This is a genomic window from Ruegeria sp. THAF57 (assembly GCF_903914075.1).
GTDB lineage: Bacteria > Pseudomonadota > Alphaproteobacteria > Rhodobacterales > Rhodobacteraceae > Ruegeria.
Genome location: NZ_CAIWNQ010000009.1, coordinates 114,751 through 135,249, shown reverse-complemented (window position 1 = coordinate 135,249; position 20,499 = coordinate 114,751). Strand labels below are relative to the sequence as shown.

The 20,499-nt window shown below is 57.8% G+C and carries 22 protein-coding genes; 7 read left to right on the top strand and 15 right to left on the bottom strand.

From position 1 onward, the window contains the following. Window positions 1-65: 65 nt before the first annotated feature. On the top strand, window positions 66-983 hold the full coding sequence (locus tag RUESEDTHA_RS18330) for a LysR family transcriptional regulator (protein ID WP_180888113.1): 918 nt from the start codon (window positions 66-68) through the stop codon (window positions 981-983). Here RUESEDTHA_RS18330 and RUESEDTHA_RS18325 read toward each other — a convergent pair. The 12 genes from RUESEDTHA_RS18325 to RUESEDTHA_RS18270 all read right to left on the bottom strand — a co-directional run bounded on the left by RUESEDTHA_RS18325 (window position 980) and on the right by RUESEDTHA_RS18270 (window position 9,971). After that, complete coding sequence (locus tag RUESEDTHA_RS18325) at window positions 980-1,303, bottom strand: transcriptional regulator (RefSeq protein WP_180888112.1); 324 nt, start codon at window positions 1,301-1,303, stop codon at window positions 980-982. The genes RUESEDTHA_RS18330 and RUESEDTHA_RS18325 overlap by 4 nt on opposite strands. 30 nt (window positions 1,304-1,333) lie before the next feature. Next, window positions 1,334-2,344 carry a sodium-dependent bicarbonate transport family permease gene (locus RUESEDTHA_RS18320; protein WP_180888111.1) on the bottom strand — a complete coding sequence of 337 codons (1,011 nt, stop codon included), beginning with the start codon at window positions 2,342-2,344 and terminating at the stop codon, window positions 1,334-1,336. Further along, window positions 2,338-3,333 carry an NUDIX domain-containing protein gene (locus RUESEDTHA_RS18315; RefSeq protein ID WP_180888110.1) on the bottom strand — a complete coding sequence of 332 codons (996 nt, stop codon included), beginning with the start codon at window positions 3,331-3,333 and terminating at the stop codon, window positions 2,338-2,340. The genes RUESEDTHA_RS18320 and RUESEDTHA_RS18315 overlap by 7 nt, the downstream gene beginning before the upstream one ends. Continuing rightward, on the bottom strand, window positions 3,333-3,470 hold the full coding sequence (locus RUESEDTHA_RS18310) for a hypothetical protein (protein ID WP_180888109.1): 138 nt from the start codon (window positions 3,468-3,470) through the stop codon (window positions 3,333-3,335). Before RUESEDTHA_RS18310 ends, RUESEDTHA_RS18315 begins: the two co-directional genes overlap by 1 nt. Further along, entirely contained in the window at window positions 3,467-3,766 is a 300-nt protein-coding gene (locus RUESEDTHA_RS18305) for a 4a-hydroxytetrahydrobiopterin dehydratase (RefSeq protein ID WP_219635885.1), read from the bottom strand. The genes RUESEDTHA_RS18310 and RUESEDTHA_RS18305 overlap by 4 nt, the downstream gene beginning before the upstream one ends. Before the next feature lie 91 nt (window positions 3,767-3,857). After that, complete coding sequence (locus RUESEDTHA_RS18300) at window positions 3,858-4,157, bottom strand: BMC domain-containing protein (RefSeq protein ID WP_180888108.1); 300 nt, start codon at window positions 4,155-4,157, stop codon at window positions 3,858-3,860. Window positions 4,158-4,190: 33 nt separating this feature from the next. Further along, window positions 4,191-4,469, bottom strand: a complete 279-nt coding sequence (locus RUESEDTHA_RS18295; protein ID WP_180888107.1) for a carboxysome peptide B — start codon at window positions 4,467-4,469, stop codon at window positions 4,191-4,193. After that, complete coding sequence (locus RUESEDTHA_RS18290) at window positions 4,466-4,732, bottom strand: carboxysome peptide A (protein WP_180888106.1); 267 nt, start codon at window positions 4,730-4,732, stop codon at window positions 4,466-4,468. Before RUESEDTHA_RS18290 ends, RUESEDTHA_RS18295 begins: the two co-directional genes overlap by 4 nt. Continuing rightward, window positions 4,729-6,243: a carboxysome shell carbonic anhydrase gene (locus tag RUESEDTHA_RS18285; protein ID WP_180888105.1), complete on the bottom strand. Its 1,515-nt coding sequence runs from the start codon at window positions 6,241-6,243 to the stop codon at window positions 4,729-4,731. Before RUESEDTHA_RS18285 ends, RUESEDTHA_RS18290 begins: the two co-directional genes overlap by 4 nt. Continuing rightward, window positions 6,240-8,144 (bottom strand): CsoS2 family carboxysome shell protein, encoded by a 1,905-nt coding sequence (locus tag RUESEDTHA_RS18280; protein ID WP_180888104.1) that lies wholly within the window; start codon window positions 8,142-8,144, stop codon window positions 6,240-6,242. Before RUESEDTHA_RS18280 ends, RUESEDTHA_RS18285 begins: the two co-directional genes overlap by 4 nt. A 42-nt stretch (window positions 8,145-8,186) precedes the next feature. Next, window positions 8,187-8,519 (bottom strand): ribulose bisphosphate carboxylase small subunit, encoded by a 333-nt coding sequence (locus RUESEDTHA_RS18275; protein ID WP_180888103.1) that lies wholly within the window; start codon window positions 8,517-8,519, stop codon window positions 8,187-8,189. Between the two features lie 39 nt (window positions 8,520-8,558). Then, entirely contained in the window at window positions 8,559-9,971 is a 1,413-nt protein-coding gene (locus tag RUESEDTHA_RS18270) for a form I ribulose bisphosphate carboxylase large subunit (protein WP_180888102.1), read from the bottom strand. Between the two features lie 125 nt (window positions 9,972-10,096). On the opposite strand from RUESEDTHA_RS18270, the gene RUESEDTHA_RS18265 reads away from it, so the two are divergent. Both RUESEDTHA_RS18265 and RUESEDTHA_RS18260 read left to right on the top strand, forming a co-directional pair. Further along, window positions 10,097-10,978 carry a LysR family transcriptional regulator gene (locus RUESEDTHA_RS18265; RefSeq protein WP_180888101.1) on the top strand — a complete coding sequence of 294 codons (882 nt, stop codon included), beginning with the start codon at window positions 10,097-10,099 and terminating at the stop codon, window positions 10,976-10,978. Between the two features lie 51 nt (window positions 10,979-11,029). Continuing rightward, entirely contained in the window at window positions 11,030-11,608 is a 579-nt protein-coding gene (locus RUESEDTHA_RS18260; RefSeq protein WP_180888100.1) for a histidine phosphatase family protein, read from the top strand. A gap of 64 nt (window positions 11,609-11,672) precedes the next feature. On the opposite strand, the gene ccoG is transcribed toward RUESEDTHA_RS18260, so the two are convergent. Then, on the bottom strand, window positions 11,673-13,079 hold the full coding sequence (gene ccoG / locus RUESEDTHA_RS18255; RefSeq protein ID WP_180888099.1) for a cytochrome c oxidase accessory protein CcoG: 1,407 nt from the start codon (window positions 13,077-13,079) through the stop codon (window positions 11,673-11,675). A gap of 252 nt (window positions 13,080-13,331) precedes the next feature. Between ccoG and RUESEDTHA_RS18250 the strand changes: the two genes are divergently transcribed. Next, a complete protein-coding gene (locus RUESEDTHA_RS18250) occupies window positions 13,332-14,732 on the top strand; it encodes a PLP-dependent aminotransferase family protein (RefSeq protein ID WP_180888098.1) in 1,401 nt (466 codons plus the stop codon). A gap of 260 nt (window positions 14,733-14,992) precedes the next feature. Here RUESEDTHA_RS18250 and RUESEDTHA_RS18245 read toward each other — a convergent pair whose 3' ends face one another. Next, window positions 14,993-15,349 carry a DUF983 domain-containing protein gene (locus tag RUESEDTHA_RS18245; protein WP_171125568.1) on the bottom strand — a complete coding sequence of 119 codons (357 nt, stop codon included), beginning with the start codon at window positions 15,347-15,349 and terminating at the stop codon, window positions 14,993-14,995. A 282-nt stretch (window positions 15,350-15,631) separates the two neighbouring features. Continuing rightward, entirely contained in the window at window positions 15,632-16,096 is a 465-nt protein-coding gene (locus tag RUESEDTHA_RS18240) for a phosphate-starvation-inducible PsiE family protein (protein WP_217354453.1), read from the bottom strand. Window positions 16,097-16,499: 403 nt separating this feature from the next. Here RUESEDTHA_RS18240 and RUESEDTHA_RS18235 point away from each other — a divergent pair, with 403 nt between their 5' ends. From RUESEDTHA_RS18235 to RUESEDTHA_RS18225, 3 genes are read left to right on the top strand one after another with little or no spacing between them, the layout of a single operon-like run. Continuing rightward, on the top strand, window positions 16,500-17,687 hold the full coding sequence (locus RUESEDTHA_RS18235; RefSeq protein WP_180888097.1) for an acetyl-CoA C-acyltransferase: 1,188 nt from the start codon (window positions 16,500-16,502) through the stop codon (window positions 17,685-17,687). Window positions 17,688-17,693: 6 nt separating this feature from the next. Beyond that, the gene (locus RUESEDTHA_RS18230; RefSeq protein WP_180888096.1) at window positions 17,694-18,419 is read left to right on the top strand and encodes an IclR family transcriptional regulator; all 726 of its coding nucleotides are present in this window, start codon (window positions 17,694-17,696) and stop codon (window positions 18,417-18,419) included. A 19-nt stretch (window positions 18,420-18,438) separates the two neighbouring features. Next, on the top strand, window positions 18,439-20,499 hold the full coding sequence (locus tag RUESEDTHA_RS18225; RefSeq protein WP_180888095.1) for a 3-hydroxyacyl-CoA dehydrogenase NAD-binding domain-containing protein: 2,061 nt from the start codon (window positions 18,439-18,441) through the stop codon (window positions 20,497-20,499).

The window sequence follows — 20,499 nt, the reverse complement described above, 5'->3', positions numbered from 1 at the left end:
GCCACATTGCGTGATTTCAGAAAATTTAATAAAATGAAATCAGGACTAATATTTTTGGAATGCACATGTTGAACGGAATAACGCTCAAACAACTGCGCAGCCTAAAGGCGGTGGCTGACACTGGGTCAATCACCGATGCAGCGGCGCTTCAGTCGCTAAGCCCGCCCGCGGTTCACAATCAAATCAAGAAGTTAGAAGAGTTCACAGGAACGGCCATGCTGGTCAGAGGTGGACGCGAGGAAGGCTTGGTGACCACCGATCATGGCGCGGTTCTGGTGCGCGCAATGGAGAGGATCGAAGGCGTTTTAGCTTCTGCCTGCGACAATTTGGAGGCGTTGGGCGCGGGTCATGCAGGTCATGTCACCTTGGGCTTTGAGACGACCGGTCGCTATTTCGCGCCGAAACTTATCGCCCTGTTGCAGGAGGCATGCCCTGGAATCAGGTTGTCTTTCCAGGTCGCGAACAGGACTGCGGTGGTGAACGATTTATTTGCAGACCGAATCGACCTGGCTATCATGGGGCGCCCGCCCAGAGGGCCTAGCGCGCAGGCGACCCCAATTGGGCCGCATCCCTATGGTCTTTACGCTGCAAGCGATCATGTTTTGGCGCAACATCCCGACTATGACCCTGCAGAGCTGGTCCGCCAGAACGTACTGGCCCGTGAGCCGGGCTCAGGAACACGTATTATTCTGGAGCGATACCTAAGCCAGATCGACACCTATGGTACGCCGGATCTGGTCGAATTCGATTCAAACGAAACGATAAAAGAGGCGGTGATTGCCGGATTGGGGGTGGCGATGTTGTCGACCCATGTGGTGCAGCGAGAAGTAGAGGCGGGGATATTGCGCCGTATCGACTGGCCCGGTTTACCCGTGATGCGGTATTGGTACCTTGTGCAACGGCTGGACACTCATGCCGAGGAAAGCACAGCGCGTGTTTCACAGGCCATCAGTGACCTGAGCGGTGCGTTTTTGCCGAACTAGCTTTTGCCACCCGTCCGCGCCTTTTTGCGCGGCAGGATTGAGATGTCCTGATAGAAAGCTTTGACCCTATAGCCACGCGACATGAGCTTATCCATGTCGACCAGCACCTTTTGCAGCCGCTCCTCGGACATGATGATGTATAAGATGACGCTTGAGTCGCTGATCAGCATTCCAGATTGCAGCCCGGATGTCCCCGCGCCGGATGCTGATACAACAGTGTACCCCCCGATCCCGCGTTTCTTAAGCTGTTCGACGACCATGCGCTGAAGCTCACCGGGGGTGATGATGGTCAAAAGTTTCTTTTCTTCGATTTCCCGCATCTGGTCCGGTCCTTTCCAATCAGGATACGTTTATGTCCAGACGGACTGAGCGACCGCGTAGTAAAGCGGGATGCCCACAAGAATATTAAAGGGAAATGTCATGCCCAAAGCCATTGTGAAATAAACACCCGGTCGCGCTTCGGGGATGGCGTAACGCGCCACCGCGGGCACGACGATGTATGACGCCGACGAGGACAAAACGGCCAACAGCACCGCATCACCGACCTGCAAGCCGATAAGATAGGCCAATGCCAGCGCAATTGCCGCGTTGATTGGTGGCGAGAGGAAGGCGAACAGGAACAATTCCTTGTCGATCTTGGCCCGGCCTTCGCTGATCTGCCGTCCCACCAACAAACCCATCTCCAACAGGAAGAATGCGAGCATTCCCTTGAAGATATCGGCGGTAAAGGGGCTCATCTCCACCTTGCCGTCCTGTCCCGCCAGGTAACCAATTACCAGGCTACCGATCAGCAAAAGCTGCGCTCCGTCGGTTAATGCCTCTTGTAGCACTTCGCGGATGGATAGCGGTTGAAACACGTCATCGTTAGGATCGTCCACAGCCACTTCAAGTGCCGCTTGGCGGGCGCGCACTGCTGTGGCCAGAACCACAGCCATCAAGATAGCGGGTGTTTCCATCAATACCATCGCAACGGTCATGTAACCCCCGAACTCGACCCCTTTGACGCTCAGGAATTGCTGTGTGGTGATGAAGGTGACGGCGCTGATCGACCCATAGGTGGCCGCCACAGCCGCGCTGTCGAACGGGTCAATGCGGCGCGAGAGGAAATAGAAGGCATAGGCGGGGACAAATCCGGCCATTGCTATGGCAGCAATGATGGCCAAAATTCCTTCGGCTGGCAGCCCACCCGAGGCTAAAGCTGCGCCGCCTTTCAAACCCAACGCCATCAGCAGGTACAAGGTTAGGAACTTTGCAATCGCGGGCGGAATTTCAAGGTTTGACCGCAGCAAGCCAATGGCGGCCCCCAAAACAAAGAACAACACCGCTGGGTCAATTAGGTTTGCCGCCGCAGATCCTAGCATGACAGGGCGACCTCTTCCTTGGATAGGCCGCCTTGCATTTTCTGGTTCGGCCCCAGACGGCTTGACTTTTGGTCAATAAGCAAACCGGTTGCCCCTGCGGACAATGCAGCCCTTTGATGGGCGGGATCTTCGGATACCACTGCATAAACAGGTGTGGCGACAGACGTTGAAATCGCCGAGAGTTCTTCCATTATTCGCGTCTGGTCGCCGTAAAATGGGAGAATGAGGATATCCGCCTGCGGGCGATGATCGTTGGCCAGGCCAGATGCGGTGTTGGTAAATGCCCCGTATATCTCGGATGAGGTGATCGCTTGCGGTAACGTCGCCGAGTCAGACAGAATACGGATCGCAGCCCGGTGCCCCGTGGCACCCGATTGCCAGACCGACAACCCGTGCTGACGGGCTTGTTGGTTCAGCCGGCGCGTCAGCGAAATGCTTTGCGCATTCGTCAACGCGCCGGACAACATCATTGCCTTTGCGCCGATCCTATGTGCGGCCTTCACCGAGGTTTCGACCCAATCGGCGGTTTTGCCGTTTGGGGGGGCAATGCACAAAACGCGATCGGGAAGCGTTAACAGGTTCAGGATTTTCAGGTTAGACGGCAACAGAGGCGCGACCTGCGGCCGGGTGGGATCAACCCAGGCTAGCCTTTGGTTTTCGCAGCCCCTAGGCGTGCCTGACCAGTCATCCGCCACGTACACACTCAGTGAAACCCGACCTGTTGTAAACTGATGAGAATAAGTACAGAGCCGTTTCAGCCACGCTCCCGACAGCCCGGTTTCTTCGAACAATTCGCGCGCTGCGGCGGCCTTGGGTGTTTCGCCGGGCTCAATTTTTCCGCCGGGGATTTCCCAGTAGCCACCTGACATTTGATCCGCGCGCCGCTGCGCGAGCAAAATCCGCCCTTCGTTGTCGCGCACGACACAGGCAGCAACCCGCACGGTGTTCCGAGGTCGGTGATCACGCGTTGTATGAGGCGACCAGCGCATCAGTCCGGCCAGACGTCCAGATTGGGAACACCCAGATGTGGGCGCGGTTTGGGCGGCACGGATTTACGCGTCGGCTTTTTGGCCACGGGCTTCGCTGGTGCCGGTTTTGCCGTTGGTTTTCGGGGTGCACGGCTCATGGTGCACCCTTGTCGAACAACTGGTTGGACCGTTCCGCGAAATCGCTTTGCGACAGGGTTTCTTCGTCACCGCCCGCCGGGATGGTGACATTAACGTGGGTTTTGGAAAAACTCAGGTCGGGGTACAGGCGGACTTCCTTTGACAAATCCGCAAGTCGTTCAAGAAAAGCGCTGACGCCCGCATAGTTCTCGAACTCAAAACGTCGATGCAGGGCGCCCGCCGAGGCAATAGTTGTCCAGCTATCAGGCGGGATCATTTCGGGCGGTACAGTGGTGTCGCTTTGAACAATATCCATTGTAAACAGTTTCCTTTCGGGCCTGGGTGCCGGGTCAGTATGACCCGGCAGCTAAGTCAGAAACGAAGCCAGAAGCCTGCGTTGCTGCGGCTTATACAGACGCAGCGGTCGGCAGAACGCCTTCCACTTCGGCATGCGGACGAGCGATGATATGCGCAGCGGCCAACCCGTCACCGACCCGTTCGCAGGCATCGGCACCGGCACGAACGGCAGCGTTCACCGCGCCGGTCTCACCGCGAACCATGACGGTCACGTAGCCCCCACCGACAAACTGCCGCGAGATCAGACGCACCTCGGAGGCCTTGGTCATGGCGTCTGCGGCCTCGATTGCAGGCACAAGCCCACGTGTTTCGATCATTCCAAGGGCAATGCCCGTTTTTTCACTCGCCATCATGTTCTCCTTTTCTGGCTAAGTTTCTTCAACTCACCCGGTGCGCAGCGGTGCCGCGCCCCAGCGTTCTACGGTCCAGTCGTCAATGATTCCGCCGATGGTCAGATCGGTGGTGACTTTGGAATTTCCCGTTGCAATTCGTGCGGCGGAATAAGCGATGGTGATCACGAAATCGCCCTCGCGACAGCCGATGGGATCGACGGCAACCTCGACATTGCCGTTTTCATCCTGAAGCACCTGAAGCTTTTTGGCATGAAGGCCAAAAACACGCTTGGTGGTAACCAGATCTCGGACGACGCGCATGATGTTCATGATGCACCGCCCTGCGCTTCGGCTTCCCAATAGTCGATGATTCCGACAATCGTCAGGTCCGATGGGTAATCCTTGTGGCCGGCTGCGTCTTTCGCCGCCGAACTGCCCACTGCGATCACCCAATCGCCTTCCTTGCAACCTACAGGGTCTACAGCCACCGACCGGCTTCCGCTTTTTTCGCGGACCACCAGCAACCGGCGGTTTTCCAGCTTGCTGATCCGTGCCGTGGCAACAAGAGTGGTTTCGACCTGAAAAATCCTCATTGCGTCGCCTCCGCCGGGCTAGTGTCTTTGGGCTTGGATGTGACAAACTGCAGTGGTCCGCCGGACTCGGGTCTGATGGCGGCCTCTACTGCCACTGGTGTGACGGGCGTGGCCGCATTGACGGCACGTGCCATCCGTTGGGCGCCGCGAATTGCTGCCTCTCTGTCGCCCGGCACAAGCGGGTCGAACCTGCGTAGAACCAGAACGGGTACTGAAACCTGTTGGTCGGCGCAGATCCGGCCAAGGATCGACAGGCCGACCGACAAATCGTCGGAACCTTCTTCGACCGAGTTCATCTGAGCCTGAAACGAGATGTTGCGTTGCTGGACGTCGTCCAACGGGTCTCCGATCACAATCAGCTTTTCTGCGTGATCTTTCACGGGATATGGTCCGCCGTGTTTCTGTGTTACCGCGTCTACCTGCGCCAGATTATTCTTGAGCAGATAGCCACAAAACCAGCGCATACCCCGCGTTTCGGTATCATCCGCGTCAACTTTGGCACACTCGGCAACACGGGTGCGTACTGTCTCTTTGGCGGTATCGCGTGCCTGGTCCAGAGTCTCGGAATAGAGGTCGGTCGAACCGACGAAACGCGCGGCATCTATATCGCCATTTCGGTCGGGAACATGAACGCGGATTGCGTCAGTGTCGGTATCGACGCCGATCAGAAGCAAGGCAACTTCGTCGCCCGCGTCATAGCGGGCATGGATGGCCTCGCGAAACTGCGTCAACCTTTTCAGCAAGTCGTTGGTCGCTGCGGTGTCATCACTGCCATGCGCGGCGCAACCGGCATGGTCAGGATCGCCGCTGGAGAAATGATACGCTCCGATCTTGAGAAACCGCGAGCGGCTGTCAGTTTGGTCGGCCTTGGCTGCAAAGAGGCGTTGAAGTTCGACTTTTTCCCAACTTTGTACGGCGCTTGCGACATTAAACATCGCCCCTGCATAGGACCGCCGAGCTGTCACAATCGATGGTGGTACACGCAGCACCGCCCCCAACAACCCGGCAAGGCGACCGTCGGCGCATGGGGTGATGTCGATTGCGTGAAATCCCCAGCGCGCGATCAGGTCTTCGATCCGCGCACCATCGAACCGCTCGAACAGATTTTGTTCCGGGTTGGCCTTGGCTACGGACGCGAACAAGCGGGTCACGCAGCGTGCGTGGATGTCGCCCATGTGCAGTGGACTGTTCCAATCTGCGACGAACCAGTTTGGGTCAGCTTCAATGTCTATTGCGGCAAGCGCTGATACCGCAGTTTGGGCGAAATCCACTTCGAACTGGCGCGGCGCAAGATTGGTCAGCACCGTCTTTAGCTGCAAATACCGTGAAGAGAACGCTGCTTCGCGTTGATCCAGCAAGGCGGCAATATTCGGTTCGGCAAATGGATGGGCTCCGCGGGACACAGCGCGTGGCGATGGACTGCCCAAGTTACGGTTGGCGGTCCCTTTGGCCACCCATCCCGCTTTCCAAGCGGCATTCGGGCCAGATTTTGTACGACGAGCGGTCATCATCCTGCCGCACCTCCGGACAAGGTAACTACGGCACCAGATTTGGGCGTCCAGCCGACTGCGCCGGTAACCGAGCTGGATTGATCCTGCTTCACAGCTTTTGCACCAAACTGGACGGCACCCGCGAATGCACGCGCAGAACCGCTGCGTTCCGTCGGATTACGAAGGGTGGCCCAACTGTCCTCCGTGCCGGTAACGCGGCTGTCTTCACGCCAGGCCGAACCGGTGATCACCGATCCTTTGACAGAGCCTTCTCCAGTGACGGCGCGATGAGCAGGTGCGGCGGCGTTTTGAGCGGCACGAACGGGCGCGCTGAATTCTACATTTCCAGTGATCTTGCCCTGACCTTGTGCGAAGGTTCCCGTGATACTTGTGGTGTCGCGTTCCGTTGCCGCGCGCGTCTGCAGATGGGCTGCACGCTGCGGGGAGCGCACTGAAAATCCATTGATGGAGCCAGCGACCTGATCCTCTGTATCTGCAGGCGCGTCGGCATCAGCGGCGACGAAGTACCGTGACCCGGTGATGTCCCGATCTGCGCCGCGCCCAGTACCTGACACCATCGGGTCATTCAGCGGTACATCTCCTGTTATCGCGCGGGGTGGGGTTTGCTGCTGTGCCGCCGCTTGAGCCTGGGCCTGTTCGGGATCGCACCATTCCTGCGCGCTGTCCGCGCTGAAATAGGGTGTCCCGGTCATTGTGGCACAAGTGCCGTGTTCAGATCCGGTCACACGAGGATCGTGGTTTAACTGTGGCCCCGTTACCGTCTGGCCGGTCCACGTATGGGACTGGCAGACTTTTCCGCCCGACGCGGGATCAATACGTCCCTGTTCACTGTCAGGAAAGGCGCTTGGGGCCGCATATTGAGAACCCGTCAGGGGCCGGTCCGAACCAGTCTCGTCCCCGGTAACACGCACGGATCGACCAATGACTGTCCCCGATACCGCGTGTCCGCCAAGAGTTTGCTCGACGACATGGTCCCCGGCGAAACCTCTGGCCCCGACCCTATGGGTTGCACGACCAAGATTTGTGCCGTGCACTGTCTGACCGTGCGGCTCGGCCTGCCGTGGGAATTGGGCAGCGACCGGCATGGGATTTTCGGGACGATGGTTCACCATGTCACCCAGCGTCTGATCGGCATTCCCGGTCACGACATTGGCGCCGCGTTCTTCGTCACCCGTGATCTGCACGGACGAGCGCAGCATGGTCCCTGAGACAGTTTGCCCATTGGACGTCAGGGCATGGCCCACCTTTTCAGGCGCAGCGCGGTATCCGCCTTCGTCCCCGGCAACATACTGAGTGCCGGTCAATGGTTTGTCATGCCCGGCTTCGGCGCCGGTCATCATTTGCCCTGTCGAATAGCTGAGGCCGGTCACCGGGGCATTTGTCCCTGCGGCGTTGACGCTGGGAACCTTGGGAGGGTGGCTAATTGATCCCTTCCGTTCGGTTTGTGATGCGTCGGGGGCGTTACCCTGCCCGAATTCAACTCGGTTCTTGCGGTGCTGTATGGCAGCTTCGCGTCCGGTTTGGGCGGGGGCGGCCTGTGTCGTCGTTTCAGGCATTGCCGCCTGACGAAAGCCGGACCGAACCCGTTCTGTTGCGGCAGGAAGTGCGCCTTTACCTTGCGACAGTGCTTTGCGTCGCGCCATCGAAGCTTGGCGCCCCGTAGCAGAGCCAGTGTCAACACGGGTAACTGGCTCCGCTACGGGGGCAGGGGTCAGCGGTGTCGATGGGACGACATCGTTCACCCCAATGCTGTTGTCTTTTGGCATCGCACCTTCACGAAAGCCCGAGCGTACGCGTTCAGTCGCTGTCGGCAGTGCGGTCTTGCCATGTGACAAGGCCTTGCGCCGCGCCATCGAAGCTTCGCGTCCGGACAATCCGGTTTTTGTCGCATCGGTGCTCATATCTGTCCTCAGTGCGGTTCAGGGTTTAGGTTGGGGCACGTGTCAGGCGCGGTAGACGACGAAGGCCATGCCTTGCGACTGGGCGTAATTGTCATATGCGATCAGGCGCACGTGCATTCCGGGGTTGGCGCGGCGGCAGGCCTCAAGCTCGTTCAGAACCTGCTCGACGGATTGGGTGCCAAACAGTGGCAGTTTCCAAAGATACCAGAAGTTCGAGAACGACTTTTCCGGCTCGGTGTATTCAATCGCCGGGTTCCAGCCGCGCGCGATCATATAGGCCACCTGCTGAGCGATCCGCTCGGGCGTCATGGGGGGCAGGTACGAGAACGTCTCGGTTCTTGGCTGGGTCGTCGGGTATGCGGATGCGTCAGTCATCGCTGTCTCCGTTTCTTAAGGTTTGGGCCAGGCGCGGGATCAGACATCCAGCTTGTCGACAACGTCAAAGTCGAACTTGATCTCTTTCCAAGTCTCCATGGCAATCGCCAGTTCGGGGCTGTGGCGCGCGGCCTCGGTCAAAATCTCGCGGCCTTCGCGTTCGACCTGACGGCCTTGGTTGCGCGCCTCGGTACAAGCTTCCAGCGCCACACGGTTGGCGTGCGCCCCTGCCGCGTTGCCCCAAGGGTGTCCCAGCGTGCCGCCGCCGAATTGAAGGCAGGCGTCATCGCCGAAAATCTGCACCAGCGAAGGCATGTGCCACACATGGATCCCGCCCGATGCCACCGGCATCACACCCGGCATGGCACCCCAGTCCTGATCGAAAAACAGGCCCCGTTTGCGGTTTTCGGGAATGAACGGCTCTCGCATCTGGTCGACCCAGCCCAGCGTTGCCTCTCTGTCGCCTTCCAGCTTGCCGACCACGGTGCCCGAATGCATATGGTCACCACCCGACAAGCGCAGACATTTGGTCAGGACGCGGAAGTGAATACCGTGCATCGGGTTGCGGTCGACCACAGCGTGCATGGCGCGGTGGATATGCAGCAACATGCCATTTTCGCGGCACCAATTGGCCAGACCTGTATTGGCGGTAAAGCCGGCGGTGAAGAAGTCATGCATGATGATTGGGGCGCCCAGCTCTTTGGCGAATTCGGCGCGCTTATACATCTCTTCGGGCGTGGCGGCGGTAACGTTCAGATAGTGGCCCTTGCGCTCACCGGTTTCGGCCTCGGCCTTCTGCACGGCTTCCATGACGAATTCAAAGCGGTGCTGCCAGCGCATGAAGGGCTGAGAGTTAATGTTCTCGTCATCCTTGGTGAAGTCCAGCCCGCCGCGCAGACATTCATAGACCGCACGGCCATAATTCTTGGCTGACAGGCCCAGTTTGGGTTTGATCGTGCAACCCAGCAGCGCACGGCCATATTTGTTCAGCCGGTCGCGTTCGACCTGAATGCCGTTGGGCGGGCCGCCACAGGTTTTGACATAGGCCAGCGGGAACCGAATATCTTCCAGACGCAGGCTGCGGACGGCTTTGAACCCAAAGACGTTCCCAACCAGCGAGGTCAGCACGTTCACCACCGATCCTTCTTCGAACAGGTCGATCGGATAGGCAATGAAGGCGTAAAAGGCGGTTGGATCGCCCGGGACAGCCTCGATCCGGTAGGCGCGGCCCTTGTAGTAATCAAGATCGGTCAGCAGATCGGTCCAGACCGTTGTCCATGTCCCGGTCGAGCTTTCGGCAGCTACAGCGGCAGCCGCCTCTTCTGCGGGGACGCCATCCTGCGCCACAACTTTGAACACCGCCAGCAAGTCCGAATCCAACGGAACATAGTCCGGAGTCCAATATGTTTTGGCGTAATCTTTCACACCAGCTTGGTACATTTTCTCAGCCACGCTGCGCCTCCTGAATCAAGTCTCTGCAACGGAAGTTGCCTTGGTCATTGGCAGGATATGAGAAAGGAATACATTTCTACAAATTAGTTATTGTCAGCTTTATATAACTATTGCTAATGTAAGAAATGCGAATAGATCTACGCCAACTTGAAATGTTCGAAGCGATTGAGCGGTACGGTTCTTTGACGCTTGCTGCCGAGGCGCTGAACGTCACGCAGCCCGCGATATCGTTGCAAATGCAAAAGCTCGAAGCGCAAGTCGATTTGGCCTTGCTGGAGCGCGCCGGGCGGGGTGTTAAAATCACCGAAGCTGGTGAAGAAGTCCTGCATCAGGCAAGGCGGATCAACCGTGTTCTGGACGATCTGCGGGAAAACTTGCGTCATTTCAAAGGGGTACAAAAAGGTGTTCTTCGGATCGCTGTCGTGTCTACCGCGAATTACTTTATCCCCGACTATCTGGCCCGCTTCAGAAAGAACCATCCCGGCGTCGAAATAGATTTTCGCGTGGCCAATCGCGACAATATTCTTGAGATGCTGGCCTCGAATGAATCCGATCTCGCCATCACGGGGCAACCTCCTGACGATTCCGATCTGATCGCGCGCCGCTTCAAGGACAATCCTCTGGTCGTGATCGCGCCCCCCGATCATCCGCTGGCAGGACGCACGGACCTAGAGCCGAGCGAGCTGGCACAGTATCCTTTTGTTGTGCGCGAGCCCGGCTCTGGCACCCGCGCCGCCATGGAGCGTGCATTCAGGGAGCATGGGCTCGAGTGTCAGACGTCTTGTGTCTTGTCCTCAAACGAGGCCGTCAAACATGCGGTTCAGGCGCAATTGGGTCTGGCAGTTATCTCGGGTCAGACAACCGAGTTGGAAACCGAAACTCAACGGTTGACGCTGTTGGATTGTCGCAAGCTATCGCTGAAGCGCACATGGTACGTCGTCTATCGCAGTTTTCGTCGTTTGCCGCCCGCCGCGCAAGAGTTCCGCACACAACTGCTTTCAGACTAAGACGTTCTAGCTTATCAGGAAGCGCAACAAATCTCAGATCTTGGGCGTAGCATGATCAATCATCCGGAACTATTCATCCTGCGTCACGGCGAGACCGTTTGGAACCGGGAAGGAAAGCTGCAAGGCCGGAAGGATTCCCCGCTGACGCCGACAGGAATCGCTCAGGCCGAAATTCAGAAAAAACTTCTGGGACAGATTGACCGCATTCCCAGCGACATTTTCGTCAGCCCGCTGGGCCGTGCCATGCATACCGCCCGACTGGTGCTGGGATCAGAGCGCGATTTTTGTGTGGATGATCGTCTGCAGGAAATCAGCTTTGGCCAATGGGAAGGTCAAACCAGGCAAGAGATTCGACAACGGTCCGAAGGCGACATCAGCGACGACGATCTAAGTTTTGGCAGTCCGGATGGAGAAAACTTTGAGATGATTGCCGGGCGGGTAAAGGCATTCCTGTCAGACCTGAAGCGCCCGGCGATCGTCGTCACGCACGGTGCCACGGCCAGCGTCATGCGTGGCCTGTGTACCGGGCTAGACCGCGCCGGAATGGTCAGCCTCGTCCGCGAGCAGGGGTGCATTTTTCATCTGAGAAATGGGCAGGAACGCATTCTGCGGGTTTCTAACCCCGATTAAGCGGCGTCTAGCTGTCGCGCGAAACCCGGCCCAAAGCGGCTGCGCTCGGGGGCCGGGCGCTATTCTATGTGCCCTTGCCATGGAACACGGCGTCATGCGTGATCCATTCCTTTGCTTCAGGGTCATGAACCAGAAACCGAAACTCGGTTCGGGCGGTGGATGCTGCCGCATCCTGCGGAGCGGCCGTGACATAGACGCGCCGCAAGCTTGTTGTATCCGCGGGAACAATAACACCTGACCCCGCAGGTGCGCCCTCGACCTCCAGCGCGAGTACCTGGTTTCCGTCCAGGCTGATATTGAACATCTTGTCTTCGCCGCTTTTGTTGCGCAGGCGGACTTCATAGATGTTGCGGATCGCGCCATCGGATTGGGTCACGTATAAAGGGTTGCGGTTCGGGCTTACTGTCATTTCGAAGTCGGTCCGCACAAACAGGGCGGCCAGCATTGCAAGGCCAACAGAACCCCACAGACCCGTATACAAAAAGTTCCGCGGTCTCAGGACATGCGACCAAGTTGACAGCGGAGCCGCGCCCGCCTTCTCAAGTGGCTCATCGGACAGCGCAAGATAGTCGATCAGCCCGCGCGGTTTGCCTATCCGCGTCATCACGTCGTCGCATGCGTCGATGCACAAGGCGCAGGTGATGCATTCCATCTGTGATCCGTTCCTGATGTCGATTCCCATCGGGCAGACATTCACGCAGGCTTTACAGTCAATGCAATCACCCGCATCCGATGTGTTGGCTTTGCCTCGCGGCTCTCCTCGCCAGTCACGATAGCCTACGATCAGGGTGTGTTCATCCATCATGGCAGCCTGAATGCGCGGCCACGGGCAGGCATAAATGCAAATCTGCTCTCGCATGAAGCCGCCGAAGATGAAGGTTGTCAGCGTCATGAAGCCGATGGTGCAATAGGCGGCCGGGTGGGCTGAAAATGCCATCAGGTCAGCCAGCAACGTTGGTGCGTCGGCAAAATAGAATACCCAAGCGCCGCCGGTCCCGACACTGATCAGCAGCCAGATGGCCCATTTGGTCAAGCTCAACCGCCACTTCTGCAGGGTCCACGTGCTGCGATGCAGCCTGAGCCGCGCATTGCGGTCCCCTTCAATCCATCGCTCGACCAGAATGAACAGGTCGGTCCAAACAGTCTGCGGGCAAGCGTAGCCGCACCAAACGCGACCCAGCGCCGATGTGAACAGGAACAGCCCCAGACCCGCCATAATGAGCAGGCCCGCGACGAAATAGAACTCGTGCGGCCAGATCTCGATCCAGAAAAAGTAAAACCGACGATTGGCAATATCGACCAGTACCGCCTGATCAGACAGGTTTGGGCCCCGATCCCACCTGAGCCATGGGGTGACGTAGTATATTCCCAGCGTAACAATCAGGATCACCCATTTGAGGCGGCGATAATAGCCTGACACGCGACGGGGAAATATGGGTTCGCGCGGAGCATATAGTGAGGGAGAGGACATCCGTTACTTCCTGATCTTGCTTGGATTGTACCCAAGTTGGGTTCTGTCGGTTTTTGCATATCGCTGTGCCCCAATCGGGCGCGAAACACCGTGCTACTGCTTTGAAAGGTTGGAATAAAACGTCGAAAATCTTTCCGTGTTTCGTTTACTTGCGGTTCTTTCCGCCCGACGGCCATAAGTGCGACGCAAGCGTGATTGAAGCATTGCAATATGCATACAAAGCGCATATAAATGCAGACAAGGAGTGAAGCAATGAATGACAGCGCGCCAAATGTCGCATGGGTTCCGGCCGTCGAAGAAGGTAACGGCCCTATGTACCTTGCGATTGCCGAAGCCATTGCGCGTGATATTCGTGCGGGCGTCCTGCGCCCCGGTCAGCGGCTCCCGCCGCAGCGCGCGCTGGCCAGTGTTCTGGGCATTGATTTCACCACCGTCAGTCGGGCTTATTCGGCTGCGGGAAAAGACGGTTTGGTCGAAGGGCGCGTGGGGCAGGGCACCTATGTCAAAGAGTCCGGGCCTGCCAATCCGGTGGTTTCGGGCAGCGCGAAAAACCAGACTGTCGATATGAGCATGAACGTGCCTCCCCGGTTAGAGGATGCTGGGCTGGTGCGCAGAATGTGGCAGGGCTTTGATGCGCTTCGATCCGAACATGGGGTTGAGTTTCTGATGCGCTACCAGATGCCCGGTGGCAGTCATGAAGACCAACAGGCCGCGCAGTTCTGGCTTCAGCGCCATCTGGGGCTTCAGCCGCATGATGACATCATCATTTGCAATGGCGTGCAGGGCGCAACTTGGACTATTTTGTCGCTCATACTCGAGCCGGGCGATACGATATGCTGCGAAGAATTGACTTATCCCGGCCTTCTGGCGCTTGCGCGGCACCTGAAGCTGAACGTTGTACCTATCCCAATGGATGCGGACGGTCTGGACCCCGACGCGCTGGATGAGGTTTGCCAGACCGTGAAGCCCCGTGCCATTTACACCACGCCGACCTTGCACAACCCGACGACGATCACGATGCCCGTCGCGCGGCGCGCGCGCATTGCCGAGGTTGCCCGCAAGCACGATCTTCAGATCATTGAAGACGATGCATATGGGGTGCTTGCAAGCACGGCGCCGGATCCGCTTTGTACCATTGCACCAGAGCGGACGTGGTACGTATCATCCCTTTCAAAGTGTCTGGCACCGTCGCTTCGTGTTTGCTTTATGGTGCCGCCATCCGGCACGTCGAATGACAACGTCAGGCGGGCGATGCGCGCAAATGGCAGCGTCGTGTCACCGATTTCTGCAAGGTTGGCAACGAATTGGATCACCTCTGGCCTAGCCGACAAAATTTTGTCCGCGATCCGGTTTGAGACTGAACGGCGGCAGGGCGTACTGCGTCAATCTCTGCCGGATATCCGTGTTCCAAAGGACGCGTTTCATGTCTGGCTTCCGCTGCCAGACGGGTGTTCCGCCACAGAGTTTGTTCTGAAGCTGCGCGGCTCGGGGCTGGGGCTTGTGCCCGGTGCAGCCTTTGCGCTTGACAAGGCACCAAATGCGGTCCGGGTTGCGCTTGGGTCTACTGATACCGCGGTGAATTTGGGGACCGCATTGCGCAAACTGGTCGATGCGTTGGAAAACGCGGATCAGCACGATTGGATGGTTGTCTGAAAGTCCAAACGCTCACCGCAGATTCAGCCAGATTAAGAAAAGATGGACGTGGGTTCTGTTTCGCTTGAGGCGACAGGGAAAACCATCGCGGAACTTACTGCGACGGCGCATCTTTTTTTCTGTAATAGCCCCTGCGAGCGTCGCGTGGCTGAAGGTTGAGGGAGATCGTGTTGCGTAGCCGGGCTTTCCCGAAGGGAGTTGCGCAACCGACTAGGGCCTTGATCTGCCCGAAAAGCCTAGGCTTGCTTGGCAAGCCTGCCTTAGAACCCGTGCATGTGTTTTGCCCACTGAAGGCCAATTAGCGCGCCCTTGAACCGTGGCAGCAAGAACAGGGATAGCGCAACTGCACCGGCGGATGTCACCGTCGCCATTACCAACGGCGTAGGTTCCCAGACGGACCAGATAATATGCAGCGCAAAGCCTGCTAAGTGACCAACGATCAAAATCGTAAAATACGCAGGGCCATCATCGGCGCGCGCGTGTGTCAGATCCAGACCGCACACAGTACACGTATCATTCACCTTTAGGTACTTGTGAAGCACGTGCCCTTTGCCACAGTTCGGGCATTTGAGAGCAAAGCCCCTGCGCAGGGCTGATCGTGTGTCTCTTTCTTCCATTTCCGAATCCAGCCATCAAAGATCAATTCTCGGGGTGTATGGCATACAAAAGTCAAACATTGTAGCAAAATGTCACTTTTTGTATGTATATTTTGACGCATACGTTTGCAAGTGGCGGGCGCCTGTAACCTGCCGTCCACTCAACACATGGCCGCAATTCTTTAAGATCGACGAGTATTAGCAGACCTGAACGACGCAGCGCCCAGATTGTTGGACTGATCCGAACAAATCCGGACGGCAATCAGTTTGTGCAGAATGCTTGGAGGGGATGGGCGGTTCCGCTCATGGTTTTCTTGCTATGAGCCAGTACGTTACGCCCAACGCCAGACCGATCGCTGCATATCCAAGAAAGTAGTGAGGGTCCAAGCTCTTGTCGTCCAGCGTGATGATCTTTCGAGCGACCGCCATCAAGGCCGTCGCGACTACAAGCTTGATATGGATGACGTCGGCGGTCAGGTAGAGCGTGATATTTGTATAGATTTCGATCGCGATCAATACGACCAGAACAGCACTGAATACCGCCAGAAGATCGCTAACCTCCAGGATGTACAAAGGTGGTTCCATAAATTTCTGATAGGTTGTGAAACCGGCATCAATAATTGCCAACAAAATAATGCCGAGCATGAGGACAGATAACGCTCGAACGCCGTGGCGGATCATGCGGTTGCACCATCGAACGATAGCGTCCTCGTGGTTGGGATCCAGCTCTACGTGTTCTGGGACAAATTTGTTTTCACCGCCACTCATCGTCGTCTCCAATAGTAATTTTCTGTGCAAGCGACGGATATTGCACCAAATTGAATCGCTCACTTTTCTTTGATGTAATCCTCCCATGAATTGGAATTGCTTTTCCAGTCTGATCTGCCGGTCGTCAAAACAACGCGTTGGGCTGTTCTGGAAATTTCAATCCGACCCATTTGAATGGGGGGTTTTGGGTGAGATCGTCTACCTTATTATTCCGCTATGCGGAACACTAAACCGCATATTGACTAACTTAGGTCTTGGAGCTAGAACAACGGCGCTGCATCTGAGGAGAGTGTATTGCGCCAAACCCACCAGCCGATCGAAGAACAGGCAGCGAGCGAATTATCCCACAAGCAAGTTGGGGCTTTCGCGTACACACCGGCACAATTGATCAAAGAGGTTGAGAATGCTTGACGCATATATTTACGATGGGCTGCGCAGCCCGTTTGGTCGGCACGGCGGTGCGCTGGCGTCGGTCCGGCCCGATGATCTGGCATCACAGGTTTTGGACGCGCTGGTTAAACGCAGCGCATTCGACGCGTCCGAGATCGAAGACGTCATTCTTGGCAATGTCTGCCAGTCGGGCGAAGACAGCCGCAACGTGGCCCGCTACACCGCATTACTGGCCGGTCTGCCGGTTGAGGTTGGCGGTCAGACCGTAAACCGCCTATGCGGTTCGGGCATGTCAGCCGCTTTGGACGCCGCGCGTTCAGTTACAATTGGCGAGGCTCCTTTGTACGTCGCAGGCGGTGTCGAAAGCATGACCCGCGCCCCCTTTACCATTGCCAAGTCCGAAACCGCCTATGCAAGGCAAGCACAGATATTTGACAGTGCCATCGGTGTGCGCTTTCCAAATCCGCGCATCGCTGAGATGCATGGGGAATACCCGATGCCAGAAACCGCTGATAATCTGGCCCAGGACTATCAGATCACACGTGAGGCGTCGGATCAGTTCGGATACAACTCTCAGGCCCGGTACGAGGCGGCCCGAGCGCGTGGCTTCTTTGATACCGAGATCACCCCGATCACCATCAAGGGGCGCAAAGGGGCGACCCATGACGTTGGGCAGGACGAACATCCCCGTCCGGATACGCAACTTGAGAAGATGTCGGCTTTGCGGACGATCTTCCCCGAGGGGGTGACGACTGCCGCCAATGCCTCGGGCGTCAATGATGGTGCGGCGATGCTGATGATCGGCGCCAGAACCGACCGTGCCGCGCCGCGCGCGCGGATCGTGGCCGGAGCCATCGCAGGCGTACCGCCCCGGATCATGGGGATTGGCCCGGCGTTTGCAGTCCCAAAGGCGCTGCAGCGCGCCGGTCTGACTTTGGATGACATGGACCTTATCGAGATCAACGAAGCCTTCGCGGCACAGGTTCTGGCCTGCTGCAAACACTTAGAGATTGATCCCGCTGACAGCCGCCTGAACCCCAACGGCGGTGCGATTGCGGTTGGTCACCCTCTGGGCGCGTCGGGTGCGCGGATCGTGCTGACCGCGATGCGGCATCTTGAGGAAACGGGCGGGCGCTACGCCTGTCTGTCCATGTGCATCGGCGTGGGGCAGGGGATCGCTCTGATCCTGGAGCGCGTGTAAGCCCACATGTCGGACGCGGAAAGAGATCGCCGGTTTGCTTCGACCCTCGCCAAAGGGTTGCAGGTGATGCAGGCGTTCAAGCCTGGTGATGTCTCGCTGGGCAACCGCGAGTTGGCAAGGCGCACAGGAATGCCCCCATCCACCGTGGCGCGGATGACCTTCACCCTTGCCTCGATGGGGTTTTTGGAGCAGTTGCACCCGTCCGAGGCCTACCGGCTTGGGCCTTCGGTCATGGCGCTTGGATACACGGCACGCGCCGGGCTGTCCTTTCTGCCAATGGCCGAAAACGTGATGCAGCAACTGGCTGACGACACCGGTGTGTTGGTTGCGCTGTCCATGCGTCACGGCGATGCGGCCATGTTGACCCGCTGTTGGAGGCCGCGCAACGCATCGTCGCTGTGGCTGAGCGAGGGGCACCGGCTGCCGATGGAGCAAAGCGCCCCCGGTCGCGCCATTCTTGCTGCTGACCCAACGCTGGTTGCCGAAACTGAACAGGCACGGGCCGACCGCGAACAGCTTGAAAGCAGAGGCTACGTAATTTCCTACGGAGGCTGGAACAGCGGCGTCAATGCTTGCGCTGTCCCGTTCCAAACTGCTCTGGGCACGCAGCCATTTGCCTTTCTGTGCGGGGCCAATGCCTCTGATCTGAATACCGAAAAACTGGAACGGGTTGTGGCGCCACGGCTGCGCGACACGGTGCAAACACTCAGGCACAGCCTTGGGTATATGTGATAGAAAGCAGGAGATTTTTATGACTGCGGTCGAAATTCGCAAAGAGGGTGAGGTCGCCCTTGTCAAGATCGACAACCCTCCGGTTAATGCCGCCGGATATGACGTGCGCGTCGGGCTGGTGAATGCAATTCAGGACGTGACATCGGACGACGCAATCAAGGTCATCGCTCTTTTTGCTGCGGGTCGAACCTTTGTAGCCGGTGCTGACATCCGTGAGTTTGGCCAGCCGCCGAAACAGCCCGGTCTGCCCGAGGTTTGTGACCTGCTGGAGGCAAGCGCCAAGCCGATAGTCTGCGTATTGCACGGGACGACACTGGGCGGCGGTCTTGAGATCGCTCTGAGTTGTCAGGCGCGGGTCGGCATCAAGGGCCTGAAACTGGGCCTTCCCGAGGTTAATCTGGGTTTGCTGCCCGGTGCAGGTGGGACTCAGCGTCTGCCCCGGCTTGTGGATGGTAAGACGGCTTTGACCATGATCACCTCGGGTAAGCCGATCTCGGCCGAAGCGGCGCTGGATGCTGGGCTGCTGGATGACTTGCAGGATGGTGACCCCGAGGCGGTTGCCTTGGCCGCTGGTCAGCAGGTTCTGGACGGCACACTCAAAACCCGCGTTACGGCTGAACAAGACAACCGCATCACCGCAGATGAGTTGAACACGTTCCGCGTCAAGGCAAAGGGCGAAGTGGTAACCCGCGCATTGAAAGCGGCAGAGGCAAGCAGCCTTCCGCTGGTCGAAGGGTTGCAGTTAGAGCGTGAACTTTTTGTCGAAGCACTGGCCAGTAATGCACATAAGGGCCTGAAACATGCGTTCTTTGCGGAACGCGCCGTGGCGCATATCCCCGAAGCCAAGGCGGACGCACGCGACCTGGAGTCTGGTGGTGTAATTGGTGGTGGTACCATGGGGTCGGGCATTGCAACGGCGATGTTGCTGGCCGGGATGCCTGTCACGCTGATTGAAATGGAAGAGGACCGCGTCGCTTTTGCCCGTGAGACCATCACCAAGAACCTCGACGGTGCAGTCAAACGCGGAAAGCTAACCGAGGGGCAGCGGGACGCCGTTTTAGGCATGCTGACCTGCACCACCGATATGGCCGCTCTGGCGGACGCAGATGTGTTGATCGAAGCGGTATTCGAATCCATGGACGTCAAACGCGAGGTTTTCGGGAAGCTGGACCAGGTCTGTAAACCGGGGGCTGTTCTGGCGACGAATACTTCGTATCTGGACGTCGATGAAATCGCGGCGACAACCAGCCGGCCTCAGGACGTGATCGGGCTGCACTTCTTCTCGCCCGCTCATGTGATGCGCCTGCTGGAAGTTGTGGTCGGTAAAGAAACCACGCCCGAAATCGTCGCCACCAGCTTTAGGCTGGCCAAGAAACTGCGCAAAATCGCTGTGCGGTCCGAGGTTTGCGACGGCTTTATCGGCAACCGTATTCTGGCACATTACCGCAAGTCTTCCGCCTATATGCAACTGGACGGTGCGCCGTTTGAACAGATCGACGCCGCGCTTGAGGGTTTTGGCTTTGCAATGGGCCCTTTCGCTGTATCGGACTTGGCGGGGCAGGATATCGGCTGGGCCACGCGCAAGCGGCAGGCAGAGTTCCGTCCGGCCGAGGAACGCTATGTCGAGATCGCTGACCGGGTCTGCGAGCAGGGCTGGTTTGGACGCAAGAGCGGTAAGGGTTTCTATAGTTATGACGGCAAGACCCGCAGCGTGAACCCGGCCGTGGCCGAGTATGCGCAAGCCGAGCGCGAGGCCAAAGGTATCGCACCCCGTAGCTTTACGGATGCCGAGATCGTGGATTTTTATATGGCCGCGATGGTGTCTGAGGCCGCGCGAGTGGTCGAAGAAAAGATCGCCCTGCGCCCGATCGACGTCGATGCGGTGTTCCTGTTCGGTTACGGCTTTCCGCGTCACTGGGGCGGACCCCTGCAATATGCAGATATCACCGGGCTGGATGTTCTGGTTCAACGTATTGAGGAATACGCGAAGGAAGACCCGTATTACTGGCAGGTTCCAGCCCTGCTGCGTGAGCTTGCCGAGGCTGGCAAATCCTTTAACGATCTCAACAAGGAGGGCTGA